Source organism: Algibacter sp. (genome assembly GCF_039977455.1).
GTDB lineage: Bacteria > Bacteroidota > Bacteroidia > Flavobacteriales > Flavobacteriaceae > Algibacter_B.
Window position 1 is genome coordinate 50,558 of record NZ_JBDWDG010000011.1, and the last position, 19,290, is coordinate 69,847.

The following is a 19,290-nucleotide window of genomic DNA, read 5'->3' on the forward strand; positions in this document are numbered from 1 at the left end:
TGCAATGGTATTAGGTTAAAGTTATGTTAATGCTATTAGAATATGATACTATAAAATGGTAGAAATTAATTCTGTTGGTCTACCTATAACAGCTTTATTTCCATTTATAACTATAGGACGTTCAATGAGTTTAGGATATTCTACCATAGCTGTAATTATGTCGGCATCACTTAACTCTTTATTTTTAAAATTTTCTTTCCAGATAGCCTCGTTTTTTCGAACGAGTTCTATGGGTTTGATATTTAGTAATTTAATAATACTTTTTAGCTCTGTAGCTGTAGGAACATTGTCAAGATACTTAACAACCTCAAAAGGTTTTCCAGAATCTTCAATAAGCGCTAATCCCTTACGCGATTTACTACATCGGTTATTGTGATATATTGTAATCATTATAAATTAATATTAAATGTTTTTAATTGGTGAATTAGTTTTTCTGATGTTTCAAAGTGAATACCATCAATTCCTAATTTATTAGCGGCTTCAATATTCCTGAGATTATCGTCAATAAAAACAGCATGTTCAGGGTTAATATTAAACCGTTCTAGAGTTAAATTATATATATCTTCAAAAGGTTTTCTAGTGTTTTCTTCACCAGAAACTAAAATGCCTTCAAACCAATTTAAAAATTCAAAACGATTTAAGGCAATCGGGAAAGTTTCGGCACTCCAATTAGTTAATGCAACAACTTTATAATTTTTAGATTCTATGCACTTTTTTAAAATGTTAACAGTTCCTTCAATGGCACCGCCTAACATGTCTGTCCATTGGCCATAAAATAATCGAATTTCTTTTTCGTATTCAGGAAAAAGAGCAACCCTATCTTCAGTAGCTTGAGCAATAGGGTAGCCAGCATCTTGATTTTCATTCCAATCGCTAGTACAAATATGATCTAGAAACCATTTTGTTTTTTCTTTATTGTTATTAAAAACATCTAAAAAAACATATTCAGGATTCCAGTCGATTAAAACACCGCCAAGATCGAAAATAATAGTATCTATTTTATTCATAATTGGTTATCGTCTTCAACTTGTTGGCCCATAGCCATAAGATAAGCTTTTAAGAAAGCATCTATATTACCATCCATTACAGCATCAACATTTCCTGTTTCATGAGCTGTACGCACATCTTTAACTAATTTATAAGGATGCATGACGTAATTTCTAATTTGACTTCCCCATTCAATTTTCATTTTACCTGCTTCAATATCTTCTCGTTGTGATAGTTGTTTTTGTAGCTCAATTTCATACAACTGCGATTTAAGCATTTGCATTGCTCTAGATCTATTATCGTGCTGTGAGCGGGTTTCGGAACATGAAATTTGAATACCAGAAGGCTTATGAGTTAGCTGTACTTTGGTTTCTACTTTGTTTACATTTTGTCCACCTGCGCCACTAGAACGGGCTGTTGTAATCTCAATATCGGCAGGGTTAATTTCAATTTCGATAGTATCATCAACTAATGGATAAACATAAACTGATGCAAAACTTGTGTGTCTTTTTGCATTACTGTCAAAAGGAGAGATACGCACCAAACGATGCACACCATTTTCTCCTTTTAGCCAACCAAAGGCAAAATCACCTTCAATTTCTAAGGTTACTGTTTTTATGCCGGCAACATCACCTTCTTGAAAGTTTAATTCTTTTACTTTAAAGCCACTTTTTTCGGCGTACATTAAATACATACGCATGAGCATACTTGCCCAATCGCAACTTTCGGTTCCACCAGCACCAGCAGTAATTTGCAAAACGGCACTTAAGCTATCACCTTCTTCAGAAAGCATGTTTCTAAATTCGATATCCTCAAGTAGCTCTAAGGCTTTATTGTATCGCTTTTCAACGTCTGCTAAGGTTGCTTCCTCTTCTTTGAAAAACTCGTAGATGACTTCAAGGTCTTCAATAAACGTTTTTAAGTCTTTGTAATCTTGAACCCATTTCTTCTTTACACGAAGTGATTTCATAATAGTCTCTGCAGCTTTAGAATCATTCCAAAAATTTGGGTCGAAGGTTTGTTCTTCTTCGTTTTGTATTTCTATAAGTTTGGCATCTATGTCAAAGATAGTGCCTAAGTTTGTCGAGGCGGGTGTTTAGATCTTTAATTTGATCTGTTGTTATCATGGATTTGTTATTTTAAACAAAAATAGGGTTAAAAAAAGCTTCAGAAAAGATTTAAATATAGAATTTTAAATAATAAAAAGTAATTTAATAACGTACCTAAATTAAAGTTCAAGAACATAAATTGAATTGTTATTGATTTAAATGAATTAAAAAAGGCCTGAGAATTTTATCCCAGACCTTATTATAATTTAAATGTAGTTCTTAATCTTGAAGATAAAGAAGATTATTATTATTTACATTGAGTTTTATCTATTTACATACTACAGAATGTAATATAACATATATGTCGCCAGATAAGTTAGACTCTATTGTGAATTGACCAGGAGCAACGTTGGTTTTCCCTTTTTTAGTAGTAGGATACATAGCTTTACCTGCATAAGTGTGAGTTTCGCTCACTTCATAGTCAGCGCTAATATCATAGGTAACATTAACATTACCATCACTACTATAATTTACAGTTGCAGTACCAACTAATTCACCTTTATTTGTGTCACATTGGCCAGCACCAGCAAAAACGTCATAAGTGTATTCTCCAACTGAAAGTGGACCAATTGTCCATCCCCATCTATTAATTCCGTCTTCTATGAAACAAGTAGTGTCATCATTTGCTCCACCATCATTATTATTTCCTATTGCGAAAGCAGTATCACATTCCTTTTCTACTTCTTTTTCTGGAACATCTATAGTAATAATAAGAGATTGAGCTGTTGTAGAGGCAAGAACTATTGCTATTTTATCTCCACATTGTGGTACAAAACCTTCTCCAGCAGCAGCAAGGGCAACTAATTCTAATCCTAAACTTTCGTTATACGCTTTGTCAGTATCCCATTGATTAATTGGGTTACAAGAAAGATAATCACAGTCGTTAGTGCAGTTATTTCCTGCTCCTTCAATTATTTCCCATATAGCCCATTGAATATGACCAAAAGTATATTTCCCTCCAAGTGGGCTATCGGTACCGATAACATCTTGATTTAATAAGTAGTTAATTTGATCAAAATCACTAGCATTTTCAAATAAAGGAATACCAGGACTTTGCTCTAACCCACTTAAATTATCATAACTAGAGTACACATCATAAGTGTAAGTAGCAGGAATGCTTATAGATCCTTCTAAATCCACACAGTAGGCATCGTTATTAATACTTGCCAATTCACCTTCAGTAATATCTATTGAAATAAAAGCTCCACCTGTCTCGCTACAAGCAGCAAATTTGGTACTCACCGTTACTGTCTCTGGTAAACTTAATTCCAGAGCCCATAGATCGGGTTCGCAAGTTCCTGATAATGAAGATGAAGTTGTCGTGAATAAATCAGAACTCTCTTCTTGTAACTCGACTAATTCATTTTCACAAGAAATGAATAGCAGGCCTATTCCTATAATAATTAAAATATTTTTTTTCATAATATATGAATTTAATGTTGTTTAAAAGCAATTGAATTAAAGTTAAATTAAATTGCTTTTAAATTAGTATATTTAAGTTGATTTGTTTATAAATCCGTTAAAGGGTAGGTTAAAAAATCTCTTTAGTAATTTAATTATCGATTGTTTTGGTTTCTGCTAATTTTTATATACCCAAATTTATTTATTGAAGTTTTAACTTAAGTAGTTCAAAGGTTTACTTGTTGTTCTAGTAATTAGGATACGTTGTTCTGGAATTTTAGATATGTTTGTTTGTAATATTTCGCAAAAGGATAAAACGAATTATTTGAAGTATTAGGGGTAAGGCTTAAAAAGTGGTTGGTGAAAAAATAAATAAATGTTAGATTGTTGGAGTGGGATAGATTTTGTAAGTTGTTTTGTACGCATATAAATAAAAAAAAGCCTGAGATAAGTCTCAGGCTTTTTAGGTTTGTGTCGATACACTAAATCTTTGTTAATATTTAGTACTTAAAAAGTTAAGTAGCTTTTAGAATTGGCTGGACGACCTTCTACATAACCTAGGTTACATGTGTTTCCTTTATCATCAGTATGACTAGTAACGTAAAACGTTCCATCATTTTTGTTTCCATCGTCATCTGCAGGATCAGGGAAATTTCCTAAACTTCCAAAAATACTTTTTTCAGCATCTACGTTACCTAAAATATCATCAGAACAACTTGTGTGAATACTAGCTTGCAAGGTTCCGTTTACGGTGTAATACCACCAATTTCCAACTTCACCTAAAGTTGGTGTTAAAACCGCTCCATTAGGAACGTTTGTAAAGGTTTGAGATCCGCCTTTGTCTCCTGTAACAACTACTTCGGCTCCAGAGGGACCATCATAAACAACAGACATCTTAACGATTTTACCATCACAGTCACATTCAGTGCTTACTGGAGGTGTATCCACAGGGCATAATTCGCCACCATTACGACTTGCACCGCCAATTACAGTAAAATCTCCAAACACAGCTCCTGCACCAATTTCGACTGAACAACTCGTGTGTATTTTTTGCACTAAAGCACCATTAATATAAATATGAATTTCTGTTCCTAAAGTTCCTTTGTCATCTTTACCAGAAAAGGTAAATGTTTCACCAGCGTTAACTTGTCCAGAAAAAGCCATTAAACCATCTTTCTTTTGAACAACTTCTATAAACGCAGAGCCACCATTATATTGAAGATCTAATCTTGTAACTTTACCATCACATTCACTACAATCATCTCCACCATTAGGAGGGGTGTCGACAGGGCATAATTCACCACCATTACGACTTGCACCTCCCATAACAGTAAAATCTCCAAATACAGATCCTGCACCAATTTCTACAGAACAGCTTGTATGTATTTTTTGCGATAAAGCACCATTAACAGAAATATAAATCTCAGTACCTAAAGTTCCTTTATCATCTTTACCAGTAAAGGTAAATGTGTCACCATTGCTAACATGTCCAGAAAAAGCAACTAAGCCGTCTTTCTTTTGAACCACTTCTATAAAATCAGTGCCTGCTCCATTATATTGAAGATCTAATCGAGTAATTTTACCATCACATTCATTACAATCATCTCCACCATTAGGAGGAGTATCTACAGGGCATAATTCGCCACCATTACGACTTGCACCACCAATAACAGTGAAATCTCCAAATACAGATCCTGCACCAATTTCAACAGAACAACTAGTGTGTATTTTTTGCGCTAAAGTACCATCAACAGAAATATAAATCTCGGTTCCTAAAGTTCCTTTATCATCTTTACCAGAAAAGGTAAATGTTTCACCAGCGTTTACTTGTCCAGAAAAAGCAACTAAACCATCTTTCTTTTGAACGACTTCTATGAAAGCAGTTGCTGTTCCGTTATATTCAAGATCTAATCGTGTAATTTTACCATCACATTCTTGACAAGGAATTGGGCATAAATAAGCGCCATTCGAACTCTTACCACTAATAACTTCAATGTCATCAATTATTAAACCAGGACCTATGTCTTTAGAACAGTCCGTTTTAATTTTCACATCGTCTCCGTCTACATATACTTTTATTTCTTTTCCGAAAGTTCCGTTTTCATCATTACCATAAATAGTAAATGAATCACCTGGAGCAACGTTTCCTTCAAAAACAACTTTACTACCGTTTTCACCTTTATCCTTAGTTTCAACTTTTATAGTAGCAGTCTCGTCACCATTATATTGTAGTTCTAATTCGGTAACATTACCTTCACATTCTAAACATTCCTCTTCTATCTCTTTTTCAGGAACATCAACTGTAATTATAAGAGATTGAGAGGTTGTAGAAGCTAGAACAATAGCGATTTGTTGTCCACATTGCGGAACAAAACCTTCTCCCGCCTCAGCAGCAGCAACTAACTCTAAGCCTAAACTTTCGTTATATGCTTTATTAAGATCCCATTGATCAATAGGGTCGCAAGACAAGTAGTCGCAATCATTAGTACAGTTGTTCCCTTCGCCTTCAATAATTTCCCATATTGCCCATTGAATATGTCCGAAAGTGTAAGTTCCACCTAACGGACTTTCAGTACCAATTATATCTTGGTTTAATAGCCAGTTAATTTTATCAAAATCACTAGCGTTTTCAAATAAAGGAACTCCAGCGCTTTGCTCTAAACCGCTTAAGTCTTCATAGCTTGAATACACATCATAAGTGTAAGTAGCTGGAATGCTTATGGTACCTTCTAAATCGGCACAGTAGGCATCGTTATTAAGACTTGCTAATTCACCTTCAGCAATATCCAATGAAAGAAAAGCTCCACCTGTATCGCTACAAGCAGCAAATTTAGTTTTTACAGTTACAGTTTCTGGTAAGCTTAAATCTAATGCCTCCAAATCGGGTTCGCAATTTGTTGATACCAAGGAAGAACTAGTTGAGAAGGATAACGAGTCAACTTCTTGGCGTTCAACTAGTTCTTGTTCACACGATAGGAATAATAAACTTATCCCTAACATACTAAAAATAATTTTTTTCATGTTTTTTGTATTTAATATTAGTTAATTAATAGCGAGGTGCAATATTGGACATATACATTAGCTTTTCAAAAATACTAGTTCATTAAGGAGATAAAAACGATGAAATACAAGTTTTAAACATTAGAGTTCTGCTTGTTACAAGAGGTTATTAAATAATATTATTTACAGATAACAGACAATAATATACCGTTTGAATAATTTTTTTGATATCGGGTAAATAAAAACGGAAGTTTGTTCGGGTTTGTAATGTATATTTATCTTACTATTGTGTATTAGTAATATGTATTGTATATAATAAGCAATGTCCTTAGTTTTATTAATAACCTAAATATTTAATAATTGTTTAATTTCTATGAGTTTTAAAATAAGTAGAGATTTCTTTTTTGATCTTTTTGAAAGCCAGGTAATTCCAGAACCTATAGATTTTATAGTTTCTGTGGAGCAGCCGGAACAAGTGCTTTTAAGTAATGCGGATTTTAATAAATTAACTAGTAATAAGGTTTATTATTCTTTAAAATCGATTCCAAGATATTTAAAGCCTACCTTTAATATTGACTATAAAACGAAGCGGATAACTCAATTTCATCAAGGTTATGCTATAAAAATTAATAAGAATTATACCTGTGTTGATACCCATGTAACCGCTCAATTTAAGAAAAAGGCTAGGGAAATAAGGCGATATGTTAAGCGCTTAGAAATGTGTTTTGATATTAGTTATAACATGTATTTTGGCGATATTTCGCAATTGGAATATGATAATTTGTTTGAGGAACTTAGGGTAATGCTTCAAGAAAGATTTATACAGAAAAAGGAGATAAATGATAGATTATTAGAGTGGGATAGACTTTACAATATGTTTTACGATCTTATTAATGAAAATAAAGCTTCTATTTTTGTGGTTTACGAATCTGGGAAACCCATATCTATATCTTTAAATTATATTTTAGGTAGGTTTTACTTTAATGCAATTGCGTCTTACAACCTTGATTATTCTAAATTTGGATTGGGTAATGTAATTATTTATAAACAACTAGATTGGTGTATTGCTAATAAATTTACGCATTACGAAATGGGCAGGGGCGATTATGATTATAAGAGAAGGTGGAGCAACCAAATTTATACCTTAGATCATTTTTTAGTAATTCCAAAAAGATCTAACCTTGTTACAATTTTAGCTTTTAAAATAGAAGGGTTTAAAATTCAGTTTTTTGAGTTTTTACGGTCTAAAAAGTTAAACCTTATTTATAATAAGATAAAAAATAATTTGCATTTTTTAAATAAAAAGGAGGATGTGCTTGAATATCATGTTAGTGCATTTAAGGATGCTAAAGCTTTAGAACTAATGGAGGTAATTAATTACGATCAAAATGATTATTTAAAATTGAATAAGCCAGTAAATGATTTTTTATTTTCTAATTCGGTTCATAAGAGTTTTTTAAAAGTATTTAAAACACCTAATAAATTAGAATTTGTATTAGCGGCTAAAAATAAGTTTCAAAAAGTTACATTTTTATAAATCCAACTTTTATGAGTATGAATTTTAGCAATTTAAATTTATTTTTAGAATTATTTCAAAATGCACAAATACCTAATTGTTATTTGGGTATTAAATATAAAGATCAAGATATAATTGAAAACACTATAATAAACCAAACCAAAAATTGCTTAGTTCATTCTCATAGTTTGTCGCCTAACTATTTGGATTATTCGGTAAATAATGAAGAGTATAAACTTGTTAAAATCAAGCAGGCCAATAAAGGATATGCCATTGATGTTGGAAAATTTGAAAATGTACAAACATTTTTGCAAGAACATATGAGTCGAAGAACTAGAAAATCGATAAGGCAATCTATTAGAGGTTTAGAAACTAGTTGTAAAGTAAGTTATCGCATGTATGGTAACGATATTTCTCAAGATGAATATAATGTCCTGTTTGATGAATTAAGAGTGATGTTAGATAAGAGGTTTGAACAGAAAAATGAAGCCGACGAAAAATTAAGCCAATGGCCGGAAATAAAGTTAGGTTTTTATACAGCATTAAAGAGTAAAAAGGCAGCTATGTTTGTAATTTATAATTCTAATATCCCCATTGGAATTTCATTGAATTATTTGGCAAATAATATACTTTTCTGCTGGATATCTTCTTATAATACAGATTACGCAAAGTTTAGTCTAGGTTATATTAATCTTTATAAGGTTGTAGAATGGGGTCTTGAAAATAATTACAAGCTAATAGAATGGGGCTATGGCGACCATGATTATAAAAATAAATGGAGCGATATCATTTATAATTTCGAACATCATATATTGTACAAAAAGAAATCTTTTAAAGGTGTTGTGTTAGGTAAAGTTGAATGTAGTAAAGTTTATATCAAGGAGTTTTTAAAACGTAGCGGTATGGTTGATTTTATGAAAAAACTTAAAAGCAAGTTAACTTGATTCTAATTACTATATAAATAGTTTAAAACAACAAATAAAGAAGTCCTAGAAATTTGAAATCTATGTCAACCTTGAATACAACTCGAATTAACTTTTATGATACCCTTTTTGAAAGACAAAATATACCAGATTGTGTATTAAAAATTGGTTACAAGGAATCTGGTGTTTTACTATATAAAGGAGTTAATGAATCAAGTAAAGGTTTAGGGCAAGAAAACTTCTCAATTCAAATTATACCAGAATATTTCGATATTGGCTATCAAAATCATTTATGTAAAAAAGCTATTAATGAGTACAGATTAGGTTATGCCTCAAAATTAAATGATTTTAAGGATGTAAATAGCTATTTAAAAAGTCAATTCGGAAAAAATGCTAGGCCTATTTTAAAAAATATTAAGCGCTTAGAAATGTGCTTTAATGTGAATTATGTTTTTTACCATGGAGAGATTGAAAAATCGAAATATGATTTTTTAATGGAAGCGCTCCGCAACATGCTTACTAAAAGATTTCAACAAAGAAATGATTCTAATTTTCGCCTTAATGAGTGGGAAGAATTACGGCATAGAACATACAACCTTATAAAAATAAAAAGGGCTTCACTTTTTGTCATTTATAATGACAATGCCCCCATACAAATCAATGTACAGTACCATTTTAAAGATATTTTAATTGGATCTATAGCTTCCTATAATATAGATTATCAGTTGTTTAGTTTAGGGAATACAGGGGTGTATAAACAGATAGAATGGTGTATTGCAAATAATTATTCAATTTATGATCAAGGTCATGGCGATTTGGAGTATAAGCGTAGGTGGAGTAACTTAATATATAATTTTAAGCATCATGTTGTCTTTTCTAAAAGTGATTTAAAATCTAAGTTTAAAGCAAATATTGAAGTTTTAAAAGTGCGGGTGAAAGCATTTTTAAGAAAGAAAAAAGCTGTTGAAACTTTAAAAACAATTAAAAGTAAATTTTCAAAATCATCTCAAGGCAAGACTATTGAAGAAAAAAGCTTTCAGATTATAGAATTAGAATCCATAAAAGATGAAATTAACACATTTATTTTAATAAATTGGAAAGCGCCAGAATATCAATTTTTAGTTAAAAATATTTGTAATTTTTTGTACTATAAATTCGAACACTATAATAATTTAGAGGTGTTTCAACACAAATTAGATAGTAGTATCTTTATTATTAGAGGAAAAAATACTTTTCAAAAATTAGTGTTTCATTAAATAAAAGGCTGTTAATTGTATTTCTGCTATTTTTTTTAAAGGCCTTTATCTTATTTTAAATAAACCCTATAAATAATAGTCTCCTAAACCCTATTTATATGTTTTTTCCTACATGAACTATTTTTTAATGTTGTTTAGGTTGTTAAAATTTATTTTATAATTTCACAGATATATTTAATTTATGATTATTGATTTAAGAAGTGATACGGTAACCAAACCATCGAAAGAAATGCTAGAAGCAATGATGGATGCTCAAGTAGGGGACGATGTGTTTCGAGAGGATCCAACAATTAATAAATTAGAAAAACATATTTCTGACATGTTTGGTAAAGAGCAAGCCTTATTTTTTCCTAGTGGCACTATGGCAAATCAAACAGCTATAAAATTACACACCACTCCTGGAGATCAAGTAATTTGCGATAAATACGCCCATATTTTTAATTACGAATCTGGTGGCGCTGCATTTAATAGTGGCGTGTCTTGCAATTTGTTAAATGGCAGTAGAGGTATGTTTACAGCCAATCAAGTTAAGGAAGCCATAAACCCGGATGCTTATTATTATAGTAAAACAGCTTTGGTTGAAATTGAAAATACTACAAATAAAGGCGGAGGCGCTTGTTGGGATTTTAAGGAGATTATAAAAATAAAACAAGTTTGCAAGGAAAATAAATTAGGGTTTCATTTAGATGGTGCACGATTATGGCATGCTTTAATAACGAAAAATGAAACGACTAAGCAATATGGTGAAGCTTTTGATACCATATCGGTATGTTTGAGTAAAGGGTTGGGAGCACCTATTGGATCGGTTTTGATTGGAGATTCTGAAATCATGTCTAATGCCCTTAGAATAAGAAAGCTGTTTGGAGGTAATATGAGGCAAGGGGGGTATTTGGCTGCGGCTGGTTTATATGCCTTAGACCATAATATGTCTAGATTAAAAAACGATCATTTAAAAGCAAAAGATATAGGAAAGGAATTGTTGAGATTAGCTATGATTAAAAGTGTGGAACCTATCGAAACAAATATTGTTATTTTTGAATTACAAGATGATGTTGATGATCAATACTTTGTTAAAGAATTAGCTAAGAAAAATATATTTATTATTAATATGGGGGGCAGGAAACTTAGAATGGTGACTCATTTAGATTATACAGATAGTATGCACGAGATTTTAATACAACAACTGAATCTTATTTAAGAAACTTACTAGCTTATTATATTTAACATAACATATAAAAAAAAAAGAGGAGCTAAATAGCTCCTCTTTTTAGTTTGTGTTAAATATATGGATATTAATTAGCGTTAATAAATTGATAATAATTTATTATTACGGTTTTTGGTTACTATTTAAATAAATCCATTCCAGGAATATTTGGCATGCCTTCCTTTGCCACAGCAGATAATTCAGACTCGTTTATATTGGTCGCTTTATCTATGGCTTTATTTAAGGTAATAATAAGGTAATCTTCTAATTGCTCTTTATCCTCAAGTAATTCATTATCAATTTCAATAGATTTTATTGTTCTATTTGCTGTTAAAGTTACTTTTAATTTTTTGTCGTTGCTAGATTCGTCAATCAGCACAGTGTCTAAGCGCTTTTTTGTAGCTTCAACTTTTTTCTGGGTTTCTTTAAGTTTTCCCATCATATTCATCATATCTCCAAACATAATTTTATATATTAAATATTATAATACAAAGCTATTTAAATTTTCTATTTTTGGAAGCTTAAATTTTATGAATAAATACGTTTTAATTGAAAACTACAAATCCATATCCAATTGCCAAAAAAATAGTGAAAGAATTAACCATTCATGGTGACACTCGAATTGATAATTATTATTGGCTAAATAATAGAGAAAACCCAGAAGTTATAGCGTATTTAAAGGCGGAAAATGCTTATACTAAATCTGTGCTGCAACATACTGAAAAGTTACAGAAGAATTTATTTGAAGAAATGAAAGCCAGAATTAAAGAGGATGACACTTCAGTACCTTATAAATTAAATGGCTATTGGTATTTAACCAAATATGAGGCAGGTAAGGATTACCCTATATATGTACGAAAAAAAGGAACATTAGAAGCAGAAGAGGAGTTGCTATTTGACTGCAATGACATGGCAAAAGAATTTTCTTATTTTAATTTAGGAGGCATTTCTATTAGTCCGGATAACCAACTAGCAGCTTTTTCTACCGATACTGTAAGTAGACGCCAATACACCATTCAAATTAAAAATTTAATTACAGGTGAGATTTATGCAGATAAAATAGAAAATACAACGGGTAGCGCTACATGGGCAAATGATAATAAGACTTTGTTTTATGCCATGAAAGATGAGATAACCTTGCGTTCTCACAAAATTTTCAAGCATAAACTACATTCTAAAAATGATTCGGATGAAGTGGTTTTTCATGAAGAAGATGAAACGTTTAATACATTTATTTATAAAACCAAATCAAAAAAATATTTAGTTATAGGGTCTTCAAGTACATTGTCTTCCGAATATCGATTTTTAAATGCAGATACTCCAGATGGTGAATTTAAAATTTTTCAAAAACGCACAAAGGATTTAGAATATAGTATAGCGCATTATAACGATAGTTTTTATGTCATTTCTAATATTGATAAGGCTAAAAATTTCAAAATCTCAAAATGTAATGAAACCAATACAGAAAAGGAATTTTGGCAGGATGTTATCCCACATAGACAATCTGTGCTAATTGAAGATATTGAGATTTTTAAAGATTATTTAATAGTTAATGAGCGCGAAAACGGGCTTAACAAAATAAGGATAATTAGTTGGGATAATACGGAAGATTATTACTTACCGTTTAATTCGGAAACTTATACGACATATTTAGGCAATAATCCCGATTTTGATAGTGATTTGCTACGTTATGGTTACAATGCTTTGGATACTCCTGGATCTGTAATTGATTATAATTTAAAAACTAAACAAAGCGAAATCAAAAAAGAACAGGAAATTCTTGGTGGCCATTTTAAAAAAGAAAATTATGAGTCTAAGCGTATTTGGGCAACCGCTTCAGATGGCGTAAAAATCCCTATATCCTTAGTATATAAAAAAGGCATAAAGCTAGATGGCTCAAACCCTGTTTTGCAATATGCATACGGTTCCTATGGTTCAACTATCGATCCTTCATTTTCAAGTGTGAGATTAAGTTTGCTAGATCGTGGTTTTATTTATGCTATTTCACATATTAGAGGAGGCGAGTATTTAGGTCGCGAATGGTACGAAAACGGAAAATTACTCAACAAAAAGAATACGTTTACAGATTTTATTGACTGTTCTAAGCACCTTATTAAACAAAAGTATACATCAAACAAACATTTATACGCCTACGGAGGTTCGGCAGGTGGTTTATTAATGGGAAGTATTATTAATATGAACCCTGAACTTTATAATGGCATATTGGCCGCAGTACCTTTTGTAGATGTTGTAACTACCATGCTCGATGATTCTATTCCATTAACAACAGGGGAGTATGATGAATGGGGTAACCCAAATCAACTAGAATACTATAAGTATATGAAATCGTATTCGCCTTACGATAATGTAGAAGCTAAAAACTACCCTAATATGCTTGTTACTACGGGTTTGCATGATTCTCAAGTGCAATATTGGGAGCCGGCAAAATGGGTTGCCAAATTAAGAGAAATGAAAACAGATTCTAATAAATTATTGCTTCATATTGATATGGATTCTGGGCATGGAGGCGCTTCCGGACGTTTCGAAAGTTTAAAGGAATTAGCCTTGGAGTATGCGTTTTTACTAGATTTAGAAGGAATTTATGGTTAATAAAAAAAAAAGTTTTATTTTTGTCCGGTTTAAATTATGATTATTCATTTAATTATGGTTTATAAAAAGCTTTTATGAAAAACAGAAATCAAGTATTTGATAATGTATTAGATTTAGTAGGCAACACTCCGCTTGTTAAACTTAATAGAATAGCTTCCAAGTTTAAAGGTAACTTTTATGCAAAAGTTGAATCTTTTAACCCAGGGCACTCATCTAAAGATAGGATAGCACTTTATATTATAGAAGAAGCCGAAAGAAAAGGAATTTTAACTCCCGGCGATACCATTATAGAAACAACATCTGGTAATACAGGATTTAGTATTGCTATGGTAAGTATCATTAAAGGGTATGATTGTGTGTTAGCAGTAAGTTCTAAATCGTCACCAGACAAAATAGATATGCTAAAAACCATGGGAGCCAAGGTTTACGTTTGTCCAGCTCATGTTAGTGCAGACGACCCAAGGTCTTATTATGAAGTAGCAAAACGTTTACATAGCGAGATTAAAGGATCGGTTTATATAAACCAGTATTTTAATCAATTAAATATTGATGCACATTATAATTCTACTGGGCCAGAAATTTGGAATCAAACGGATGGTAAGATTACACACCTTGTGGCTTGTAGTGGCACAGGAGGAACTATTTCGGGTACAGGAAAGTATTTAAAGGAGCAAAACCCAGATATAAAAATTATTGGAGTTGATGCTTTTGGATCTGTTTTAAAGAAGTATCACGAAACTAGAGAGTTTGATGAAAAGGAAATATATCCATATAGAATTGAAGGATTAGGTAAAAATTTAATTCCATCAGCCACAGATTTTGATGTTATTGATGAATTTGTAAAGGTCACAGATGAGGATAGCGCGCATACCGCAAGGTTAATTGCTAAAAAAGAAGGTATGTTTGTGGGGTACACCTCTGGAGCGGCTACTCAGGCATTAATTCAACTTGGAGATGAAGGGGTATTTAAAAAGGACGATTATGTTGTAATTATTTATCCGGATCATGGTGCACGCTATATGAGTAAAGTGTATAGTGATAAATGGATGAGCGATCAAGGGTTTTTTGATAGTATCAATGAAGCTGCCGCAGAAAATATACAATACATACAATAATAAAATTATAGGTAAATTAAAAGGGGTAATATTTTGCTAAAGTCGTAAAATATTACCTTTTTTAGGTTTTGTTAATAATTGGGCATTAAAAATTATGTTCAAACCATATAAATATTTAATTTTGCAGTCACTAACTAATTACTAAAGGCTTCTTTAATTTTAAGCATTTCTTGTTTAATTCTCTTTAAAAGCAATTAACTAGTTGTAGTTATGTCTTAATTTTAAAAGCAATACGATTATAATAAATGAAAGATTTATTCGAAAAAATTTACAAAGACAAAGGGCCATTAGGTAAATGGGCGTCACAAGCAGAAGGTTACTTTGTATTTCCTAAGTTAGAGGGAGCAATTTCTAACCGTATGAAATTTCAAGGGAAAGATGTTATTACCTGGAGTATCAATGATTATTTAGGATTAGCAAACCATCCTGAAGTTCGTAAAGTTGATGCGGAAGCAGCAGCCGAATATGGGTCTGCTTACCCTATGGGTGCTAGAATGATGTCTGGTCATACCGATTTACATGAAAAACTTCAAAATGAATTAGCTTCGTTTGTTAGTAAGGAGGCAGCTTATCTTTTAAATTTTGGTTACCAGGGTATGGTGTCTACTATTGACGCTTTGGTAGCTAAAGATGATATTATTGTTTATGACGTTGATGCACATGCCTGTATTATTGATGGAGTGCGTTTGCACATGGGGAAACGTTTTACTTACAAGCATAACGATGTTGAAAGTTTAGAAAAAAACTTAGAACGTGCCACTAAAATGGCAGAACAAACCGGAGGAGGAATTCTTGTAATTTCTGAAGGTGTTTTTGGAATGCGTGGTGAACAAGGCCGTTTAAAAGAAATTGTAGCGCTTAAAAAGAAATTTAATTTCAGATTATTTGTTGATGATGCTCATGGTTTCGGAACGTTAGGAGCTACAGGAGCAGGAGCAGGGGAAGAGCAAGGTGTTCAAGATGATATTGATGTTTATTTTGCAACTTTTGCTAAATCTTTAGCAAGTACAGGAGCTTTTATTGCAGGAGACCAAGAAATAATTGATTACCTAAAATATAATTTACGTTCTCAAATGTTTGCAAAATCTTTGCAAATGCAATTGGTAGTAGGAGCACTTAAGCGTTTAGAAATGCTTAAAACTATGCCTGAGTTGAAAAACAAATTATGGGAGAATGTTAACGCATTACAATCTGGTTTAAAAGAGCGTGGTTTCGATATTGGTACAACGCAAAGTTGTGTAACACCAGTGTATTTAAAAGGAAGTATTCCTGAGGCTATGGCTTTAGTTAGAGATTTACGTGAAAATTACGGAATATTCTGTTCTATAGTGGTTTATCCTGTAATACCTAGAGGTTTAATTTTACTAAGATTAATACCTACAGCAACACATACGTTAGAGGATGTGTCTGAAACTTTAGATGCTTTTGATGCGATTAGAGATCGTTTAGAAAACGGAACTTACAAACGTTTATCTGCAGCTTTAATAGCGGCAATGGGCGAGTAGATTTTATAAAAATGATAAAAAAAATCCGATTCATGTTTGAATCGGATTTTTTTTATGCTAAATTTTTTCGAAATGTTTTTCTACGCTTATAAACTTCTGGTGAAAAATGTTTCCAGATTTTTTTAATCGCTTCATTATCTTCTAACTCAGGCGTTCTATAACAGGTTTCTATACCTTTCTTTTTAAACGTTTCATAATATTCATTAAATATTACGGCATGAACACCTTTATTTTGATAATCTGGGTGAATGCCTATTAAATAAAAAATAACGTCCTTACTATTTTTTTTAGCATTCAATATATGTCTAAAACCGAACGGGAATAATTTCCCATTCATTTTCTGTAAAGCCTTGGAGAAGGCAGGCATTACAATAGCGAAACCAATCATATTATCATTTTTATCAACTATAAACTTGATATATTCAGGATTTATAAAGCTTATAAATTTCTTTTTAAAATACGCTTTTTGTACATCGTTAATGGCGACAAAAGAGGATAGGGATGCGTAGCTTTCGTTAAATAAATCGAACATTTTATCCGCATAAGGCATAACCTCTTCTGAAGTGGTTAATTTTAAAGCTTTAAGTTGATAGCGTCGTTTAATAAGTTCTTGTGCTTTTTTGAAAAATTCGGGTTTTACATTGGAAAAAGGAAATTTACTTTCTGAGTATGATTTTTCAACTTCGTATCCTGCTTGTCGATAATGTTTGGCGTAATATTCATGGTTGTACCAAGTAACCATTGGGGCAATAGAATCAAATCCTTCGGTCATTACTCCAACTTTGTCTAAGTTAGAAAATCCAACAGGTCCTTCTGTGTATTCAAGGTTGTTTGCTTTTCCTATTTTTTCAACTTCGTTTAAAAGCGTTTTAGAAACCTCTAAATCATCAATAAAATCAAACCAACCAAAACGCATTTTTTTTATTTTCTGGTCCTTAATTTCTAGCCAATTTAATATGGCGGCAATTCGGCCAACTATAACCCCATCTTTATAGGCTAAAAATAATTGCGCTTCTGCATCATTAAAAACAGGGTTTTCTTTTTTGCTAAAGGTTTTAATCTCTTGGCTAATAATAGGAGGTACCCAGTATTCTGAATCTTTATAGAGTTTAAATGGAAACTTTACAAAAGCCTTTAACTCCTTTTTGTTTTTTACTTCTTTAAGTGTTATCATATGTTTGGGTTAGATGTTGATGAGATTTACTAATCAAAATCTATGTCTTTCTTTTTGCGTTTGTTAATTTTATTTAAATCCTCTTCTTCTTTTTGCTTTCTTTTACTTTTAGCGTTTGATTTTCGTTTCGCTTCAATGTCTTCAAAAGAATTACCATTATCAATTTCCTTATCCTTGTGGAAATCTAAGCGGTACGACGCTCCAAAATTAACACTAAATACCGATGGCGTGTCTTTAGTATTAAATGTTGCTGCTGTGTCTAGTTGAAAATTTTTAGATAATAAATAAGCACCGCCAAATCTAAAAAGGTTATCAGCATAAAAATCACTATGTATGCCTTGAGTTTCCCCGAAAATAACCCATTTTGGACTAAAGGAATGTGTTAAGGTTAAAATGTATTGAAAGTCAGATTGGTCTGTACCTATTCTATCTTTTATTAAATTCATTACAAAAACCCAACCACCAGAAAAATTGTTTTGGGTAGCAATCATTATTTTAGGACTAAATCCTTCAACTGTAGAATAAGTATAAGGATTTGGTTTTGTGTCGTAATTTGCTCCTAAATAAACGGAAACGGCTGGTATTAAAGATTTCCATTTAAACTGTCTGTTGGCTTTCCAGCTGTAAAGGTTTGGTTTGTCTTCCTCAGCATTTTTGTATGGATCATATAACAGGTATTTGGCACCAATGGCTAAAAATCTAAAATTAGCGCGATCTTCATCTGTAGAAAAATTGGAAGCAAACGTTTTAGTATCGTTTTGGTAAGTACCTTCAATATTCAATTCTAATTCTTCAAATAATAAACCGTATCGTGCTGCAAAATCAATTCCAAATCCAGAAACATCATAGGCTACGGCAGGTGTTCTTTCTTCCTTAATGCTATACGGTCCAATTTCCAATTGTGCCACATTAGTTCCTACAGAAAAAGCACTTCTAGACACTCCTGGTCTATTAGAATTAATTACATCTGTATATTGACAAAAGGCCTGAGTACTTACCAAGCATAGCAGAAAAAACAATTTAGATTTAATTGGGGTCATAATCCTATAGTTTAATTAATTCTTTAATAGAAATGTATTAAAGGTTTTCAAATATAGATATTTTATGCTTTTTTTATCATTATTGAGCCTTTTTTAAACGGATAGAATTGTATTTTTGTTTAATTAAATCATAAAAGTAAAAAAATGGGTTTATTGAAAACCATTCTTATAATTGCCTTAGTATATTACGGAATAAAAGTTCTTTCTAGGATTTTCGCGCCTTTCCTGATTAAATTTGCTGCCAAAAAAGCAGAAGAACGTTTTGGGGGGCAGTTTGGTCAATTCCAAAAAAGACAAAATCAACAGCCTCAAAAAAAGGAAGGCGAAATAACTATTGATAAAATTCCAGAAACAAAAACGTCAAACAAAAATGTTGGTGAGTATGTGGATTATGAAGAAATAGAGTAGTTCTGTCTTTTTTGTTTTTCCATATAACAGGAAATTATTCAT

General features: G+C 31.8%; 16 protein-coding genes. 8 read left to right on the plus strand and 8 right to left on the minus strand.

The genetic code is table 11. The features are described 5' to 3' along the window. Positions 1 to 48 precede the first annotated feature (48 nt). The 5 genes from arsC to ABJM36_RS02735 all read right to left on the minus strand — a co-directional run bounded on the left by arsC (position 49) and on the right by ABJM36_RS02735 (position 6,518). Positions 49 to 390: an arsenate reductase (glutaredoxin) gene (arsC, locus tag ABJM36_RS02715; RefSeq protein ID WP_348448916.1), complete on the minus strand. Its 342-nt coding sequence runs from the start codon at positions 388 to 390 to the stop codon at positions 49 to 51. After that, positions 390 to 1,007 carry an HAD family phosphatase gene (locus ABJM36_RS02720; protein ID WP_348448918.1) on the minus strand — a complete coding sequence of 206 codons (618 nt, stop codon included), beginning with the start codon at positions 1,005 to 1,007 and terminating at the stop codon, positions 390 to 392. Before ABJM36_RS02720 ends, arsC begins: the two co-directional genes overlap by 1 nt. Continuing rightward, positions 1,004 to 2,114 (minus strand): peptide chain release factor 2 gene (gene prfB / locus ABJM36_RS02725; RefSeq protein ID WP_348448920.1). Its coding sequence is split into 2 segments (ribosomal slippage): positions 1,004 to 2,050 and positions 2,052 to 2,114, totalling 1,110 coding nucleotides; the frame shifts between segments, so codons are not numbered across the junction. Before prfB ends, ABJM36_RS02720 begins: the two co-directional genes overlap by 4 nt. Before the next feature lie 249 nt (positions 2,115 to 2,363). After that, positions 2,364 to 3,338 (minus strand): hypothetical protein, encoded by a 975-nt coding sequence (locus ABJM36_RS02730; RefSeq protein ID WP_348448922.1) that lies wholly within the window; start codon positions 3,336 to 3,338, stop codon positions 2,364 to 2,366. 666 nt (positions 3,339 to 4,004) lie between these two features. Continuing rightward, complete coding sequence (locus ABJM36_RS02735; RefSeq protein WP_348448924.1) at positions 4,005 to 6,518, minus strand: hypothetical protein; 2,514 nt, start codon at positions 6,516 to 6,518, stop codon at positions 4,005 to 4,007. Between the two features lie 352 nt (positions 6,519 to 6,870). Here ABJM36_RS02735 and ABJM36_RS02740 point away from each other — a divergent pair, with 352 nt between their 5' ends. From ABJM36_RS02740 to ABJM36_RS02755, 4 genes are all read left to right on the plus strand, one after another. Then, the gene (locus tag ABJM36_RS02740; RefSeq protein WP_348448926.1) at positions 6,871 to 8,034 is read left to right on the plus strand and encodes a GNAT family N-acetyltransferase; all 1,164 of its coding nucleotides are present in this window, start codon (positions 6,871 to 6,873) and stop codon (positions 8,032 to 8,034) included. Between the two features lie 11 nt (positions 8,035 to 8,045). Further along, entirely contained in the window at positions 8,046 to 8,957 is a 912-nt protein-coding gene (locus ABJM36_RS02745; protein ID WP_348448928.1) for a GNAT family N-acetyltransferase, read from the plus strand. Between the two features lie 62 nt (positions 8,958 to 9,019). Further along, the gene (locus ABJM36_RS02750) at positions 9,020 to 10,192 is read left to right on the plus strand and encodes a GNAT family N-acetyltransferase (RefSeq protein ID WP_348448930.1); all 1,173 of its coding nucleotides are present in this window, start codon (positions 9,020 to 9,022) and stop codon (positions 10,190 to 10,192) included. Between the two features lie 181 nt (positions 10,193 to 10,373). Beyond that, positions 10,374 to 11,390: a GntG family PLP-dependent aldolase gene (locus ABJM36_RS02755; protein ID WP_348448932.1), complete on the plus strand. Its 1,017-nt coding sequence runs from the start codon at positions 10,374 to 10,376 to the stop codon at positions 11,388 to 11,390. Positions 11,391 to 11,535: 145 nt separating this feature from the next. On the opposite strand, the gene ABJM36_RS02760 is transcribed toward ABJM36_RS02755, so the two are convergent. Next, positions 11,536 to 11,859, minus strand: a complete 324-nt coding sequence (locus ABJM36_RS02760; protein WP_348448934.1) for a YbaB/EbfC family nucleoid-associated protein — start codon at positions 11,857 to 11,859, stop codon at positions 11,536 to 11,538. Between the two features lie 86 nt (positions 11,860 to 11,945). Here ABJM36_RS02760 and ABJM36_RS02765 point away from each other — a divergent pair, with 86 nt between their 5' ends. The 3 genes from ABJM36_RS02765 (at position 11,946) to ABJM36_RS02775 (ending at position 16,626) form a co-directional block, all read left to right on the plus strand. Next, a complete protein-coding gene (locus ABJM36_RS02765) occupies positions 11,946 to 14,006 on the plus strand; it encodes a S9 family peptidase (RefSeq protein ID WP_348448936.1) in 2,061 nt (686 codons plus the stop codon). A 74-nt stretch (positions 14,007 to 14,080) separates the two neighbouring features. Then, positions 14,081 to 15,121: a pyridoxal-phosphate dependent enzyme gene (locus ABJM36_RS02770; protein ID WP_348448938.1), complete on the plus strand. Its 1,041-nt coding sequence runs from the start codon at positions 14,081 to 14,083 to the stop codon at positions 15,119 to 15,121. A 245-nt stretch (positions 15,122 to 15,366) separates the two neighbouring features. Beyond that, a complete protein-coding gene (locus tag ABJM36_RS02775) occupies positions 15,367 to 16,626 on the plus strand; it encodes an aminotransferase class I/II-fold pyridoxal phosphate-dependent enzyme (protein ID WP_348448940.1) in 1,260 nt (419 codons plus the stop codon). Positions 16,627 to 16,678: 52 nt separating this feature from the next. On the opposite strand, the gene ABJM36_RS02780 is transcribed toward ABJM36_RS02775, so the two are convergent. Continuing rightward, positions 16,679 to 17,800 carry a GTP cyclohydrolase gene (locus ABJM36_RS02780; protein ID WP_348448942.1) on the minus strand — a complete coding sequence of 374 codons (1,122 nt, stop codon included), beginning with the start codon at positions 17,798 to 17,800 and terminating at the stop codon, positions 16,679 to 16,681. A 29-nt stretch (positions 17,801 to 17,829) separates the two neighbouring features. Further along, positions 17,830 to 18,840 (minus strand): transporter, encoded by a 1,011-nt coding sequence (locus tag ABJM36_RS02785; protein WP_348448944.1) that lies wholly within the window; start codon positions 18,838 to 18,840, stop codon positions 17,830 to 17,832. Between the two features lie 144 nt (positions 18,841 to 18,984). On the opposite strand from ABJM36_RS02785, the gene ABJM36_RS02790 reads away from it, so the two are divergent. Then, positions 18,985 to 19,248 (plus strand): DUF4834 family protein, encoded by a 264-nt coding sequence (locus ABJM36_RS02790; RefSeq protein WP_348448946.1) that lies wholly within the window; start codon positions 18,985 to 18,987, stop codon positions 19,246 to 19,248. The last annotated feature ends 42 nt before the right edge of the window (positions 19,249 to 19,290 follow it).

Excerpts from the sequence above, each read along its gene's own strand:
- arsC (WP_348448916.1), bottom strand. The coding sequence starts at position 390 with ATGATTACAATATATCACAATAACCGATGTAGTAAATCGCGTAAGGGA.
- ABJM36_RS02720 (WP_348448918.1), bottom strand. The coding sequence starts at position 1,007 with ATGAATAAAATAGATACTATTATTTTCGATCTTGGCGGTGTTTTAATC.
- ABJM36_RS02735 (WP_348448924.1), bottom strand. The coding sequence starts at position 6,518 with ATGAAAAAAATTATTTTTAGTATGTTAGGGATAAGTTTATTATTCCTA.
- ABJM36_RS02740 (WP_348448926.1), top strand. The coding sequence starts at position 6,871 with ATGAGTTTTAAAATAAGTAGAGATTTCTTTTTTGATCTTTTTGAAAGC.
- ABJM36_RS02745 (WP_348448928.1), top strand. The coding sequence starts at position 8,046 with ATGAGTATGAATTTTAGCAATTTAAATTTATTTTTAGAATTATTTCAA.
- ABJM36_RS02750 (WP_348448930.1), top strand. The coding sequence starts at position 9,020 with ATGTCAACCTTGAATACAACTCGAATTAACTTTTATGATACCCTTTTT.
- ABJM36_RS02755 (WP_348448932.1), top strand. The coding sequence starts at position 10,374 with ATGATTATTGATTTAAGAAGTGATACGGTAACCAAACCATCGAAAGAA.
- ABJM36_RS02760 (WP_348448934.1), bottom strand. The coding sequence starts at position 11,859 with ATGTTTGGAGATATGATGAATATGATGGGAAAACTTAAAGAAACCCAG.
- ABJM36_RS02770 (WP_348448938.1), top strand. The coding sequence starts at position 14,081 with ATGAAAAACAGAAATCAAGTATTTGATAATGTATTAGATTTAGTAGGC.
- ABJM36_RS02775 (WP_348448940.1), top strand. The coding sequence starts at position 15,367 with ATGAAAGATTTATTCGAAAAAATTTACAAAGACAAAGGGCCATTAGGT.
- ABJM36_RS02780 (WP_348448942.1), bottom strand. The coding sequence starts at position 17,800 with ATGATAACACTTAAAGAAGTAAAAAACAAAAAGGAGTTAAAGGCTTTT.
- ABJM36_RS02785 (WP_348448944.1), bottom strand. The coding sequence starts at position 18,840 with ATGACCCCAATTAAATCTAAATTGTTTTTTCTGCTATGCTTGGTAAGT.
- ABJM36_RS02790 (WP_348448946.1), top strand. The coding sequence starts at position 18,985 with ATGGGTTTATTGAAAACCATTCTTATAATTGCCTTAGTATATTACGGA.